Origin of the sequence: Martinezella rhizogenes (assembly GCF_027460065.1) — a bacterium.
Classification (GTDB): domain Bacteria; phylum Pseudomonadota; class Alphaproteobacteria; order Rhizobiales; family Rhizobiaceae; genus Agrobacterium; species Agrobacterium rhizogenes_C.
Genome location: NZ_JAPYZZ010000007.1, coordinates 16,985 through 30,334, shown reverse-complemented (window position 1 = coordinate 30,334; position 13,350 = coordinate 16,985). Strand labels below are relative to the sequence as shown.

Below are 13,350 nucleotides of genomic sequence, written 5' to 3'. Positions count from 1 at the left end.
ATGTACCGTTACGACGAGTTCGATCACGCATTTGTTGAAGGCCGCGTGGCGCAGTTTCGCGATCAGGTGGAGCGCCGGTTGTCCGGCGAGCTGGCCGAGGACGCATTCAAGCCGCTGCGTCTGATGAATGGTGTCTATCTTCAGCTGCACGCCTATATGCTGCGCGTCGCCATTCCCTACGGTACGCTGAATTCGAAGCAGATGCGGATGCTCGCCCATATCGCCCGGAAATATGACCGTGGTTACGGCCACTTCACCACCCGCCAGAACATCCAGTATAATTGGCCGAAGCTTTCCGATACGCCGGATATTCTGTCCGAACTGGCAAGCGTGGAAATGCACGCGCTGCAGACCTCCGGCAACTGCATTCGCAACGTGACCGCCGATCATTTCGCCGGTGCTGCCGCAGACGAAGTCGCCGATCCGCGTCCCTATGCGGAAATCCTGCGTCAATGGTCCTCCGTGCATCCCGAGTTCTCGTTCCTGCCGCGCAAGTTCAAGATCGCGGTGACGGGTGCCGAGCGCGACCGCGCCGCCATTCAGGTCCACGATATCGGCCTGCATCTGAAAAAGAACGACAAGGGCGAGATCGGTTTTGCCGTTTATGTCGGCGGTGGGCAGGGCCGCACGCCGATGATCGCCAAGAAGATCCGCGACTTCCTGCCGGAAGAGGATCTCCTGTCCTACACCACGGCCGTCATGCGCGTTTATAACCTGCATGGCCGCCGCGACAACAAATACAAGGCGCGCATCAAGATCCTCGTGCATGAGACTGGCGCGGAAGAGCTGGCTCGCCAGGTCGAGGTTGAATTCGCCGAGCTGAAAAACACCGAGTTGAAGCTGCCGGATGCCGATATTGCTGCCATCACCGCTTATTTCGCGCCGCCGGCGCTGACGGATCGACCCGAAGGCTGGGAAAGCCTGGCGCGCTGGAAGCGTGCCGATGGAGGTTTCGCCCGTTTCGTCGAGCAGAACGTCGCGCCGCACAAGCATCCGGACTACGGCATGGTGACAATCTCGCTGAAGCCGATTGGTGGCATTCCCGGTGATGCGACCGACGAGCAGATGGAACTTGTTGCCGATATCGCCGCCGAATATGCCTTCGACGAAATCCGCATCAGCCACGAGCAGAACATCATCCTGCCGCATGTGGCGCTGGCTGATCTCGAGCCGGTCTATCGGGCGCTGGTGGGTGCGGGTCTTGCCACCGCCAATGCCGGGCTGATCACCGATATCATTGCCTGTCCCGGGCTGGACTATTGCGCGCTCGCCAATGCGCGCTCCATTCCGGTGGCGCAGGAAATTTCCACCCGTTTCGGCGCGCCGGAGCGTCAGGCGGAAATTGGTGAATTGAAGATCAAGATTTCGGGCTGCATCAATGCCTGCGGCCACCACCATGTCGGCCATATCGGCCTTCTGGGCGTGGAGAAGAAGGGTGCGGAACTCTACCAGATCACGCTTGGCGGATCCGGCGACGAAAACACCTCGATCGGTGAGATCATCGGCCGTGGCTTCGAGCCGGAAAAAGTGACCGACGCGGTAGAAACCATCGTCGACACCTATCTCGGCTTGCGCCTTTCGAAGGAAGAGAACTTCCTCGAAGCTTATCGCCGCGTTGGACCGCAACCTTTCAAGGATGCGCTCTACGGTTCCGCCGCCCAAGCTGCCTGAGGAGATGGATATGACGAAAATCTGGACCCGCGACGGCTTCGTGGAAAACGATCCCTGGGTGATTGAAACGGAAGAAGTGAAGGCAACGGCCGAGCAGAAGCTGGTGCTGCCGCTCGCCGATTTCCTTGTCCGCGCCGCTGAAAGCAACGATATCGGCCTTGGCGTGTTTATCACGCCGGCCGACGATGTTCTCAAGCTGGAGCCATATCTCGACCGTCTCGACTTTGTCGCGATCAGCTTTCCCGCTTTCAACGACGGCCGCGGTTTCAGCCACGCTTCGCTCCTGCGCAGCCGCCTCGGTTTTGCCGGCGAGGTGAGGGCGGTGGGCGATGTGCTGATCGACCAGGTGCCGCTGATGTTGCGAACCGGTTTCACCAGCTTTGCGGTCACGAACGACACGGCGATCCGCCGTCTGTCCGAAAATCGCCTGCCGGAAATCCCGGTCTATTACCAGCCGACGGCCCGGCCGGCGGCGGGCGGTGAGGCCTATAGCTGGCGCCGTCGTGCGTCGGCATGACACGTTGCGCGGAAATATGATTTTTTGATACATATTTCCTGAGTACATAGCAGTTGTGACATTCTCATGCCTTCAAACCTCGGTAAAAATGGTATAATTGCCGGGTTGGAGAATGTCGCTTATCGAATGAGAATGGACGGAACCTGAAATGAACGCGCCAGCCAAGACGGAAGATTTCGCGATCAAGATACCCGACGGTGTTTACGCCGAGACGGTTTTGTCGGTGGAGCATTATACGGATCACCTGTTCCGTTTCCGCATGACGCGTCCGGCCGGTTTCCGTTTCCGTTCCGGCGAGTTCGCCATGATCGGCCTGATGGTCGGTGAAAAGCCGATCTACCGCGCCTATTCCATCGCCAGCCCGGCCTGGGACGAGGAACTGGAATTCTTCTCGATCAAGGTTCCGGATGGCCCGCTGACTTCGCATCTTCAGGCGATCAAGCCTGGCGATACCGTGCTGATGCGCAAGAAGCCGACAGGCACGCTGGTTCTGGATGCGCTGACGCCCGGCAGGCGGCTCTACATGTTCTCGACCGGTACCGGCATCGCGCCTTTCGCAAGCCTGATCCGCGACCCCGAGACCTATGAGAAGTTCGAAGAAGTCATCCTCACCCACACCTGCCGTGACGTCGCCGAGCTGAAATACGGCTTCGATCTGGTAGAAGAAATCCGCAATCACGAATTTCTGAACGAGATCGTCGGCGACAAGCTCAAGCATTATGCGACTGTCACCCGCGAGGATTACCCCTCCAAGGGCCGCATCACCACGCTGATCGAAAACGGCAAGCTGTTTGCTGATCTCGGTGTGCCGGCACTCGATCCCGCCATTGATCGCGGCATGATCTGCGGTTCCTCGGCGATGTTGAAGGACACCAAGGAACTGCTTGAAAAGGCCGGCCTTAACGAAGGCGCCAACAACAAGCCCGCCGAGTTCGTGATCGAACGCGCTTTCGTCGGCTGAATGCCTGACAGACTACAAGATTTCAGGAGGCCGTCAGGCCTCCTTTTTGTTTGCGCACTTCAATATGCCGTTATCGAGAAGCGCCTTCATCATCCTGTTTCGGCGCGATTTCGTTGCGATAGACAAGGAAAAGTCCGATCGCGATCGCCGCGATGCCGCCGCCGACAAGATGCGACAGCGAATAACCGCCCTTCGTCACCAGCCAGCCTGCAACGACATTGCTGAATGATGCGCCGATGCCCTGGACCATCATGACGCTGGCAAGGCCGACATTAAAACGGCCGGTCCCCTTCAGGATTCTTTCCACCGCGACGGGGGTGACAATGCCGAGCAGGCCTGCGCCAACGCCATCAAGAAACTGCACCGGAAAGATGACCCAGAAATCCGTAAAGGCCGAGGCGAGAAGGCCACGGATGGGCAGGTCGACGAGCGCGACGATAAACACGGTGGAAAGACCGAAACGGCGTATCAGCCATGGCGCCATGGCGGCGACGAAAATCATGGCGAATTGCGCGACACCGGTAATGATCGCGGTGGTGCGGAAGGGTGTCTGCAGTTCGATGGCGAAATCCTGCGCGATCAGCCGGCCCATCGGCGCGTTGCCGAAATGGAAGACCAGCAGAATGATGGCGAGAAAGATCAGCCCGCGCTCGTGCAGCAACACCTTGATGCCGGATGGCCCGGGCTCTCCCTTGTCTTCGGCAAGGCCACGCGCAACCTTGTGGTCTATCCTCGCAGGATCAATGGCCGCCGTGGCAACCAGAGCGCCTGCCGCGGTCAGCAGCATCAGGCCGATGATCCCGTTCATGCCGAAGAAGGTGACGACCACATAAGTCGCGAAAAGCGACGCGAAATTACCGCCGTGGTTCCAGAACTCGTTGCGCGAGATCTGATGCGAAAACAGGCGCTCGCCGACAAGGCCGAGTGTGAGGCCGGCAAGGGCCGGACCGACCACGGCGCCGACCACAGCTGTCATGATCTGGCCGGTCCAGACGATCCACGCGTCCGGAAAGATCAGTGTGATCAGAGCGCCGATGGTCACGAGAATGACGGGGATGGCGATCAGCATCCTCTTCCACGTCGTGCCATCCACCAGCGCACCGCAGAGCGGTGTGGCAAGCAGGCCGACGAGGCCGCCGACCGTGGCGATCATGCCCAGCGAGAGCGAAGACCAGCCCTGTGTCGCTAGAAATGCATCCAGAAACGGCCCGAGACCGTCACGGGCATCGGCGAGGAAAAAATTCAGCGCTGCAAGGGCAAAAAGCGTGCGGTCTGAGATACCACCGCTGCGCGGCAAACCACCGGAAGGAAGGCCGCCATGCGGTGCAGAAACGCCGATAGTCGTCATGAAATATGCTCCGAAAAATATGCAAGAGGGAATGGGAAATTGATCGAGGCTGGCGAGAAACATCTGTGCCCGCATTTGGTTGCATTGGCACGACACAAAGATAAATCTGGGATGTTTTTGATCGTTGCAGAATAGGCTGGAGGAACGTTTGACGGTACTGGCGAGTTAGTCTTCATGGAAAAAACGGATACTCGCCATGAAGACCAAGGCTTTTGCACTTCTATTTTCAGCCGGATTGCTCGCCGCGCAGGCCGCACATGCGGATGAACGCGCATTCCTCACATCGCTGAAAGGCACATGGGCGGGGGAGGGAACGGTGATAACCCGGATCGGCACTCCACCGATCAATGTGAGTTGCACGCTGAATTCCAATGCAGGGGCATCGTCGCTCAACATGTCGGGCACTTGCCGCGGCCTTCTGGTGGTGAGGCGCGCGATCGCCGCCGATCTGTCGGAGAAGGGCGGACGCTATAGTGGCGCCTATACCGGCCCTTCCGGCCGGCCATCAGCGCTTTCCGGCACAAGGCGAGGTAACGCAATCAACCTCACGGTCCGATGGAACCGTGATATCAACGGCGACCGCATTGCCGCCATGACCATTGAAAAGGTTGGAACCAACGGACTGCGGCTGCGCACCACCGACAAGGACGGCAGGACCGGCAAGACGGTGGTGACGAGCGACATCCGACTGGTGCGCTGACGAGCCGCCTTAATGTGGCGCCCGGCCCTTCAGCTGAATTCAAGCAGCAATGGGCAATGATCCGAGACCTCAGGTTGTCTCACGACATCGAAGTGACCGACCTTCACAGCCGGATTGACCAGCAGATAATCCGCATATCTGTTCGGCTTGGTATAATGCGAGGTCCGGGTATCGGTGAAACCACGGGTCGTGACGAGTTCGACAAGATTGAGCTCATTCAACACGGCGAAGGTCTTGCTATCAGGCAGAACGTTGAAATCGCCGCAGACGATGACCCGGTCACCATCCTCTGCAATGTTCCTGACGAGTTGCACAAGACGTTTTGCCTGCTCCAGCCGGGCAGGCATATCATGTTTGCCGTCGAGGTCGCGCAGCCCATGCATATGGGCAATGACGACAGGCTGACCGGTCGTGAAATCGAAAACCCTGATGGCATGACCCGTGCGTGATCGCGGATGGTCGCCATATCCGTCCGCTGAGAAGACGCCGTGCACGAAACCCTGCGCCTGCGCAATGATGGCGATGGATTTGCGAACGAAGGTGGCGAGCCCCCACTGGGAAGGATATCGCGTCTCGCCATGCCAGAGGTCACCCTGCGCCGCGGGGCAGAATATCGCCACATGGTCCGGCAAGGCCTCGGCGACATCGCGAAAGAAGTTCGCCCGCTGTGGCAGTTCGATGCCGTGATCGCGATAGCTCAACCAGTCCTGTGTGGCGGCAGGCGTGTGAACCACCTCCTGTAGGCATAAAATATCGGGGTCGGATGAGGCAATATACGGAACGAGCTCGTCATGAAGCTTTCCGCCCCAACCATTCAGGCAAATCAGACGCATTCCCGCTCCATCCCCTTAACTGCGTTGCCCTGTTTAGCATGGAACGTCTGCGGATCAATTGTGTGCGGTTGGCGACTGCATGGTCGCAAAGCTGACCGCAATAAAAAGGCCCGGATCGCTCCGGGCCTCATTATGATGTTGCGCAGGTGCCTTATTCGGCCGCTTCGGCGTAAGCTTCCATCGGCGGGCAGGTGCAGATGAGGTTGCGGTCACCATAGACATTGTCGATGCGGTTGACCGGCGACCAGTATTTGTCGATGCGGAAGGCGCCGGGCGGGAAGCAGCCCTTTTCACGGCTATAGGGGCGATCCCATTCACCGACCAGGTCTTCCACCGTGTGTGGCGCGTTCTTCAGCGGATTGTTGAGCTTGTCCGCACGACCTTCCTCGATATCGCGGGCTTCCTCGCGGATCGCCAGCATCGCATCGCAGAAACGGTCGATTTCCGCCTTGGTTTCGGATTCCGTCGGCTCGATCATCAGCGTGCCGGCCACCGGCCAGCTCATGGTCGGCGCGTGGAAACCGCAATCGATGAGGCGCTTGGCCACATCGTCCACCGTCACTCCGCAGCTATCCGCGAGCGGTCGGGTATCGATGATGCACTCATGTGCCACGCGACCCGTCTCGGACTTGTAGAGCACGTCATAAGCGCCCTTCAGCCGCTCGGCGATGTAGTTGGCATTGAGGATCGCCACCTTGGTCGCCTGCGTCAGCCCTTCGCCGCCCATCATCAGGCAATAGCTCCAGGAGATCGGCAGGATCGACGGTGAACCGAAAGGAGCCGCAGACACAGCACCCTCGCGTCCATCCGTCGCTGGATGGCCGGGCAGGTGAGGCGCCAGATGCGCCTTGACGCCGATCGGTCCCATGCCCGGACCACCGCCACCGTGCGGAATGCAGAAGGTCTTGTGCAGGTTGAGGTGCGAAACGTCGGAGCCGATATCGCCGGGACGGGCAAGGCCAACCATGGCGTTCATGTTGGCGCCGTCGAGATAGACCTGACCGCCATGTTTGTGGGTGATCTCGCAGATCTCGCGAACCGTCTCCTCGAACACGCCGTGGGTGGACGGATAGGTGATCATGCAGCACGAGAGGTTTTCCGCATACTGCTCTGCTTTTGCACGGAAATCATCAATATCGATGTCGCCGTTATCACGCACCTTCACCGGCACCACCTTCATGCCGACCATCTGCGCCGAGGCCGGGTTGGTGCCATGCGCCGAGGTTGGAATGAGGCAGACATCGCGATGTGTGCCGCCATTGGCGAGATGATAATTGCGGATTGTCAGAAGCCCCGCATACTCGCCCTGCGCACCGGAATTCGGCTGCATGGAGAAGGCGTCGTAACCGGTGACGGAGCAAAGCTTTTCGGAGAGATCGTCGATCATCTCCTTGTAGCCGAGCGCCTGATTGGCCGGCACGAAGGGATGAATGTCGGAAAACTCCGGCCAGGTGATCGGCAGCATTTCCGCCGTGGCGTTCAGTTTCATGGTGCAGGAACCGAGTGGGATCATCGAGCGGTCCAGCGCCAGATCGCGGTCCGAAAGACGGCGAATGTAACGGGTCATCTCGCTTTCGGCGCGGTTCATGTGGAAGATCGGATGCGTCATGTACTGGCTGGTGCGCAGCAGTTCCTTCGGCAGGCGATATTCCGGCGTAAAATCCGAAATCGAGAAATTGCCGCCAAAGGCGCGCCACACGGCCTCAAGCGTTGCCGGGCGCGTGCGCTCGTCAAGGCTCATGCCGATCTTGGTGGCGCCGACCTTGCGCAGATTGACGCCTTCCGCCACGGCGGAGCGCAGGATAACGCCCTGCATATGGCCGACTTCGACGGTAATCGTGTCGAAGAAAGTTTCCGGCTCGATGACGTAACCGAGTTTCTCCAGGCCCTTGGCCATCAGCACGGCCTTCTGGTGGGTCTGCTGGGCAATTGCCTTGATGCCCTGCGGGCCGTGGAAGACGCCATACATCGAGGCCATGACGGCGAGCAGCACCTGCGCGGTGCAGATGTTAGACGTCGCCTTCTCGCGGCGAATATGCTGTTCGCGGGTCTGCAGCGACAGGCGATAGGCGCGGTTGCCGCGCGCATCGACGGAAACGCCGACCAGACGGCCGGGCATGGAGCGCTTATGCGCGTCCTTGACGGACATGTAAGCAGCGTGCGGACCACCATAACCGACCGGAACGCCGAAGCGTTGCGAGGTGCCGATCGCGATGTCGGCACCCATTTCGCCTGGTGATTTCAGCAGCGTCAGCGCCAGAAGGTCGGCGGCGACGGCGGCGATTGCGCCTGTCTGGTGCAGGCGGGAAATCAGGCCCGAGAAATCGCTGACATGACCGTGGGTGCCGGGATACTGGAAGATCGCGCCGAACACGTCGACCGGATCGAGATCGGTGAAGGGATTGCCGACAATCACCTTCCAGCCGAGCGGGGCCGCACGGGTCTCGATCAGCGCGATGGTCTGCGGATGGCAATTGGCGTCCACGAAGAAGGCGGTCGCCTTGGACTTGGCGACGCGCTGGCACATGGCCATGGCTTCGGCAGCGGCCGTCGCTTCATCGAGCAGCGATGCATTGGCGACATCAAGGCCGGTGAGATCGCAGACCATGGTCTGGTAGTTCAGCAGCGCCTCAAGGCGGCCCTGGCTGATTTCCGGCTGGTAGGGCGTATAGGCCGTGTACCAGGCCGGGTTCTCCAGAATATTGCGCTGGATGACCGGCGGCGTGATGGTGCCGTAATAGCCCTGGCCGATCAGCGAGGTCAGGACCTGGTTCTTGTTGGCCGTCTCGCGCAGGCGATCCAGCGCCTCGCGTTCGGTCAGCGCCGCACCCCAGGTGAGCGGCACCTTTTGGCGGATGGAGGAGGGAACGGTGGCGTCGATGAGCGCGTCGAGGCTCTTATAGCCGACGACCTTCAGCATCTCTGCCATTTCCGACGGCGACGGCCCTATGTGACGCCGGTTGGCGAAATCATAGGGCTGATAGTCGGTGAAATGGAATTCGGTGGGCGTCGTCATTACGCGATCAGCTCCTTGTAGGCTGCTTCGTCGAGCAGCGTATCGGCATCCGCGGCGTTGGAAAGCTTCAGCTTGAAGAACCAGCCGGCACCCTGCGGATCGGAATTGACCAGCGAGGGATCGTCAACGATCGCCTGGTTGATTTCGACCACTTCGCCATCCAGCGGACAATAGACGTCGGAGGCAGCCTTGACGGATTCAACGGTCGCAGCATCGCCATCCTTGGCGAAAGTTGCGCCCACTTCCGGCAGCTCGACGAAAACGAGATCGCCGAGCTGTTCAGCGGCGTGGCTGGTGATGCCAACGGTGGCGATATCGCCTTCGAACTTTAGCCATTCGTGTTCTGCGGTAAATTTCAGCATCGTGTTCTCTCCGGAGATGGAATGAGGATTAGCGTTTGTAGGTGGGCTTGATGAAGGGCAGGGCGGCGACGGTGACGGGCAGATATTTGCCACGCACTTCCGCGAAGATCGCCGTGCCGGGAGCAGCGCAAGAAACGGGCACGTAACCCATGGCGACGGGGCCTTCGACCGAGGGGCCGAAACCGCCGGAGGTCACTTCGCCGACTTCCGTCTTGCCTTCGGCATCCGCGAAAAGCTTCGAATGGCCGCGCACAGGAGCCTTGCCTTCGGGCTTCAGACCGACACGGCGGCGCGATGTGCCGTCCTTGAGTTCGCCAAGAATGCGTTCTGCCCCCGGAAAACCGCCTTCACGGTCGCCACCGGCGCGGCGCGCCTTCTGGATCGCCCATTCAAGTGAGGCTTCGATGGGGGAGGTCGTGGTGTCGATATCGTTACCGTAGAGACAAAGGCCGGCTTCCAGACGCAGGCTGTCGCGCGCGCCAAGCCCGATGGCTTCGCAATCGGGATGTTCGAGCAGTGCCCTGGCGATCTCTTCGGCCTTGTCGGCTGGCATGGAAATTTCAAAGCCGTCCTCGCCGGAGTAACCGGAGCGCGAGACGATGCAGGGAACATCGTGCAGCGGCACCTCCTGCACATCCATGAACTTCATCTCGGAAACGCCCGTCCACAGTTCGGCCAGCACCTCTTCGGCGCGCGGCCCCTGAAGTGCGATCAAGGCGCGGTCGTCGAGAAGGGTGATCTCACAGGTATCGGAAAGATGCGCCTTCATGTGGGCGACATCGGCATCCTTGCAGGAAGCATTAACGACGACGAATAGATGATCGCCACGATTGGTAATCATCAGATCATCGAGGATATTGCCGTTTTCGTCGGTGAAGAAACCGTAGCGCTGGCGGCCTTCCTTGAGGCCGAGAATGTCAACCGGCACCAGCTTCTCAAGCGCAAGTGCGGCATCTTCATTGTTACCGGACTTCGCCTTCACAATCACCTGGCCCATGTGGGACACGTCGAACAGGCCGGCGGAGGTGCGGGTCTGAAGATGTTCCTTCAGTACGCCGGCCGGATATTGCACGGGCATGTCGTAACCGGCAAACGGCACCATGCGGGCGCCAAGCGATATGTGCAGGGAATGCAGCGGCGTGGTTTTCAGCGCGGCGGTATCGTCCAAGGACGCCTCCAGGGTTGCGCGATATATCGCGCGGGCTCAGGTCATGGCGCGAAGCGCCGGTTCAAGAGCCCCCTCTGTCCTTGTCGCCTGAGATTGTTATCCCTTCGGCGAGCCGTCCTTATGAAAGGTGGCTTCTCTCCAGAGTTCCGTCGTCACCGCTGGTCCTTTTGCCTGAGAGTTTCCGGGGCGGTTGCTCCTTCGGCACCGCAGTGAAGCGGTTTCTCCCAACGATGATGCGACGCTCATTATCTTCGAAGCCCCGCTATTGGCAAGGACCAAATGACGCATCTGAACAGATTCTTGCTCCATCTGCGCCATCGTCATATCAGCCGTCTCGTATATCTATTTCGAGAGCGGGTGTCCGTATCCAGTCCACGCCCGTCACAGGACGCGGGTGTACGTGGTTCTCACGGACGCAACGGGGCTTTTCAGCGACCGGACTTCTGCTCGAAGAACCGGCGCGGCTAATCGGATTTTTTCTCCGGCAAGCCTTTTCGTTTCGTCGATGCAAAATCAACAAGTTCCTTTTCTGTCATGGACTTCTCCATGCTTTTTGAAGCGCCTTGTAAACTAGATTTTTTCACTTCGCCGCGTTTGGCGGCGAGTGCGGCACCTGCCGCTTTCTGCTGGGCTTTGGATTTGGCTGGCATGTCTGCCTCCTTTGAAATGGTGGTTTCAATAGGAAAATGCCGCCTCACGTCGATCGTTCCCTTACAACTATCAAGCCTGCGGCAAAATTCCCCTTTGAAATCGGCGGGAAAGCGGGATATCGCCTAGAATATGGACGCAAATCGAAAACGACGCCTGACAGGGATGGAGAAAATGCTTCGCATTTTCTGCGCTGCCGTGATGCTGTCGCTCGGTTTTGCCCACAAGCCCGCACTTGCCGTAAGTCCGCAGGTTGTCCTCGACGAGAGCTACCGGTTGCCGGATGGAACCTTTGCCGAGATTTGCCTCGGTCACGCGGGTGGGGCGAATGCTTCCCATGCCAAGGACGGCCCGGCCCATTCGGGCGACGCTATCCTTTTCTGCGAGGCCTGCCTGCTGGCATCGTCCATTCTTCTACCGATGCCCGATACGGAAGGCTGGTTGAAGACCGAATTCGCCTGGCTCGATAATCGCCTGTCCGCCGAATGGAGCTTCCGCTCTGTCCCGACGATCCAAAAACCGGCCGCGCGCGGCCCGCCGTCCCTGTCCGCCTGATTTTTCACGTTACGGAATCATCGCCGCCTGCCAGCGGCACGGAGCGACTGCGTAGCCCCAAGGGGCGCAGTCGCGGGGACAGAACAAATGAAAACCACCAAGATCATCACCTGCACTCTCTTCGCCGCATCGGTTTCGACCGCGCCGGCTTTTGCCCATGCCACATTTGTGGACGGTTCGGCCGAACAGGACAGCACCATCGTTGCCGCCCTTCAGGTGCCGCACGGCTGCGATGGCGGACTTGCCACGACGGAAGTACAGATCAAGCTCCCGGAAGGCTTCATTTCCGCCAAGCCGCAACCCAAGGCCGGCTGGGAACTGGAAATCATCAAGGGCGACTACCAGAAGACCTACAAGAACCACGGCAAGGACATCACCAGCGGCGCTGTCGAAGTCCGCTGGAAGGGTGGTAACCTGCCGGACGAGTTTTACGACACCTTCGCCGTTCAGGGCAAAATCTCCGGCGTTGAAGCCGGGCAGGACCTGCCATTCAAGGTGACGCAGCTTTGTGGCGACAAGGGCAAGGTCTCCTGGGATGAAGTCGCAGCCGTCGGCGTCGATCCGCATTCGCTGAAAAGCCCGGCGCCGACCATCAAAGTAACCGCGAAGTCGGAACATGCCGGCGGGCACGACCATTCCGCCATGGCCATGGATATGAATATGGATGTCGTAAAGGCGGGCAGCCTCGAAGTGTCTGATGGTGCAACCAAGGCCATGCTGCCGGGCCAGCCGGTTGGCGGCGGTTACGTGACCATCAAGAACAACGGCGACAGCGACGACAAGCTGGTCGGCGTGGAGTCCTCTGCCGCCGGCCGTGCAGAAATCCACGAAATGGCCATGGTCAACGACGTCATGAAAATGCGCAAGCTGGATGACGGTATCGTCATTCCCGCCGGGCAGACGGTGGAACTGAAGCCCGGCGGCCTGCACATGATGTTCTTCAATGTAAAGAAGCCCTTTGCCGAAGGCGACAAGGTGCCGGTGACGCTGGTCTTTGAAAAGGCCGGCAAGGTCGAGATCGTGCTCTCGACGGGCGCCGCCAAGGGTGGTGACGCCAAGGGCGGACACCAGCACAACTGACGATAAAAAGAGGCTGCCGGAACGCAAAACCCATCCGGCAGCCCCAGCTATTCGGCCATTCTTATTTTGTAACGGTCAGCCTGGCCTGCATGCCTGCTTCGTAGTGTCCCTTGATGTTGCAGAAGAGAAGATAGGCGCCGGGCGTCAGCTTCGCCTTCAACTGCCCGTCGCCACCGGGCTTGAGGTCTGCCACTTCGCCAAGGCTCTTCAACTGCTTTTCATCGACGCGATGTTTGGCTGTGTTGAGAGGGATTTTCTCATCGGCCGACTTCAGCTTGACGAGGATCATCTCGTGCTGTTCGCTCATCGCGTCGTTATGCACCTGAAAGACCGCGTCCCCGGCCTTGACCGTCGTCTGGTCCAAGGCAAGCGTCATGGGGCCTCCGCCTTCACCGCCTTCGGTTACTTTGATGGTGGTGGCAGCAAAAGCCGGCGCAGAGACTGTCAGCACCGCTGCGAAGACGGTGGTGCAGCGGATCAATGATGTCATG

General features: G+C 59.5%; 13 protein-coding genes and 1 riboswitch. Of the genes, 6 read left to right on the top strand and 7 right to left on the bottom strand.

Going from position 1 to position 13,350, the window contains the following annotated elements; genetic code table 11:
- The 3 genes from O8B93_RS12480 to O8B93_RS12470 all read left to right on the top strand — a co-directional run bounded on the left by O8B93_RS12480 (nt 1) and on the right by O8B93_RS12470 (nt 3,149).
- Entirely contained in the window at nt 1-1,671 is a 1,671-nt protein-coding gene (locus O8B93_RS12480; RefSeq protein ID WP_269710338.1) for a nitrite/sulfite reductase, read from the top strand.
- Nucleotides 1,672-1,681: 10 nt separating this feature from the next.
- Nucleotides 1,682-2,188, top strand: a complete 507-nt coding sequence (locus O8B93_RS12475) for a DUF934 domain-containing protein (RefSeq protein WP_269710337.1) — start codon at nt 1,682-1,684, stop codon at nt 2,186-2,188.
- A gap of 148 nt (nt 2,189-2,336) precedes the next feature.
- A complete protein-coding gene (locus tag O8B93_RS12470) occupies nt 2,337-3,149 on the top strand; it encodes a ferredoxin--NADP reductase (RefSeq protein ID WP_269710336.1) in 813 nt (270 codons plus the stop codon).
- 70 nt (nt 3,150-3,219) lie between these two features.
- Here O8B93_RS12470 and O8B93_RS12465 read toward each other — a convergent pair whose 3' ends face one another.
- Nucleotides 3,220-4,560 (bottom strand): MFS transporter, encoded by a 1,341-nt coding sequence (locus O8B93_RS12465; RefSeq protein WP_269710335.1) that lies wholly within the window; start codon nt 4,558-4,560, stop codon nt 3,220-3,222.
- Nucleotides 4,561-4,693: 133 nt separating this feature from the next.
- Here O8B93_RS12465 and O8B93_RS12460 point away from each other — a divergent pair, with 133 nt between their 5' ends.
- Nucleotides 4,694-5,197, top strand: a complete 504-nt coding sequence (locus O8B93_RS12460) for a hypothetical protein (RefSeq protein ID WP_269710334.1) — start codon at nt 4,694-4,696, stop codon at nt 5,195-5,197.
- Between the two features lie 29 nt (nt 5,198-5,226).
- On the opposite strand, the gene O8B93_RS12455 is transcribed toward O8B93_RS12460, so the two are convergent.
- From O8B93_RS12455 to O8B93_RS12435, 5 genes are all read right to left on the bottom strand, one after another.
- On the bottom strand, nt 5,227-6,030 hold the full coding sequence (locus O8B93_RS12455; RefSeq protein WP_269710333.1) for an endonuclease/exonuclease/phosphatase family protein: 804 nt from the start codon (nt 6,028-6,030) through the stop codon (nt 5,227-5,229).
- Between the two features lie 151 nt (nt 6,031-6,181).
- Nucleotides 6,182-9,046 (bottom strand): aminomethyl-transferring glycine dehydrogenase, encoded by a 2,865-nt coding sequence (gene gcvP, locus O8B93_RS12450; RefSeq protein WP_269710332.1) that lies wholly within the window; start codon nt 9,044-9,046, stop codon nt 6,182-6,184.
- Nucleotides 9,046-9,408: a glycine cleavage system protein GcvH gene (gene gcvH, locus O8B93_RS12445; protein WP_046800190.1), complete on the bottom strand. Its 363-nt coding sequence runs from the start codon at nt 9,406-9,408 to the stop codon at nt 9,046-9,048. Before gcvH ends, gcvP begins: the two co-directional genes overlap by 1 nt.
- A gap of 28 nt (nt 9,409-9,436) precedes the next feature.
- Entirely contained in the window at nt 9,437-10,576 is a 1,140-nt protein-coding gene (gcvT, locus tag O8B93_RS12440) for a glycine cleavage system aminomethyltransferase GcvT (RefSeq protein WP_269710331.1), read from the bottom strand.
- 149 nt (nt 10,577-10,725) lie between these two features.
- Nucleotides 10,726-10,813: riboswitch (glycine riboswitch) on the bottom strand.
- 227 nt (nt 10,814-11,040) lie between these two features.
- Nucleotides 11,041-11,226: a DUF3008 family protein gene (locus O8B93_RS12435; protein ID WP_173989057.1), complete on the bottom strand. Its 186-nt coding sequence runs from the start codon at nt 11,224-11,226 to the stop codon at nt 11,041-11,043.
- Between the two features lie 172 nt (nt 11,227-11,398).
- Here O8B93_RS12435 and O8B93_RS12430 point away from each other — a divergent pair, with 172 nt between their 5' ends.
- A complete protein-coding gene (locus tag O8B93_RS12430; RefSeq protein ID WP_269710330.1) occupies nt 11,399-11,779 on the top strand; it encodes a hypothetical protein in 381 nt (126 codons plus the stop codon).
- A gap of 87 nt (nt 11,780-11,866) precedes the next feature.
- Entirely contained in the window at nt 11,867-12,859 is a 993-nt protein-coding gene (locus O8B93_RS12425; protein ID WP_269710329.1) for a copper chaperone PCu(A)C domain-containing protein, read from the top strand.
- 61 nt (nt 12,860-12,920) lie between these two features.
- Here O8B93_RS12425 and O8B93_RS12420 read toward each other — a convergent pair whose 3' ends face one another.
- Nucleotides 12,921-13,349, bottom strand: a complete 429-nt coding sequence (locus tag O8B93_RS12420) for a plastocyanin/azurin family copper-binding protein (protein WP_269710328.1) — start codon at nt 13,347-13,349, stop codon at nt 12,921-12,923.
- Between the last annotated feature and the right edge of the window lies 1 nt (nt 13,350).

Bases quoted from the DNA above. Each gene is read 5' to 3' on its own strand.
- O8B93_RS12480 (WP_269710338.1), top strand. From the start codon at position 1: ATGTACCGTTACGACGAGTTCGATCACGCATTTGTTGAAGGCCGCGTG.
- O8B93_RS12475 (WP_269710337.1), top strand. From the start codon at position 1,682: ATGACGAAAATCTGGACCCGCGACGGCTTCGTGGAAAACGATCCCTGG.
- O8B93_RS12470 (WP_269710336.1), top strand. From the start codon at position 2,337: ATGAACGCGCCAGCCAAGACGGAAGATTTCGCGATCAAGATACCCGAC.
- O8B93_RS12465 (WP_269710335.1), bottom strand. From the start codon at position 4,560: ATGTTTCTCGCCAGCCTCGATCAATTTCCCATTCCCTCTTGCATATTT.
- O8B93_RS12460 (WP_269710334.1), top strand. From the start codon at position 4,694: ATGAAGACCAAGGCTTTTGCACTTCTATTTTCAGCCGGATTGCTCGCC.
- O8B93_RS12455 (WP_269710333.1), bottom strand. From the start codon at position 6,030: ATGCGTCTGATTTGCCTGAATGGTTGGGGCGGAAAGCTTCATGACGAG.
- gcvP (WP_269710332.1), bottom strand. From the start codon at position 9,046: ATGACGACGCCCACCGAATTCCATTTCACCGACTATCAGCCCTATGAT.
- gcvH (WP_046800190.1), bottom strand. From the start codon at position 9,408: ATGCTGAAATTTACCGCAGAACACGAATGGCTAAAGTTCGAAGGCGAT.
- O8B93_RS12435 (WP_173989057.1), bottom strand. From the start codon at position 11,226: ATGCCAGCCAAATCCAAAGCCCAGCAGAAAGCGGCAGGTGCCGCACTC.
- O8B93_RS12430 (WP_269710330.1), top strand. From the start codon at position 11,399: ATGCTTCGCATTTTCTGCGCTGCCGTGATGCTGTCGCTCGGTTTTGCC.
- O8B93_RS12425 (WP_269710329.1), top strand. From the start codon at position 11,867: ATGAAAACCACCAAGATCATCACCTGCACTCTCTTCGCCGCATCGGTT.
- O8B93_RS12420 (WP_269710328.1), bottom strand. From the start codon at position 13,349: ATGACATCATTGATCCGCTGCACCACCGTCTTCGCAGCGGTGCTGACA.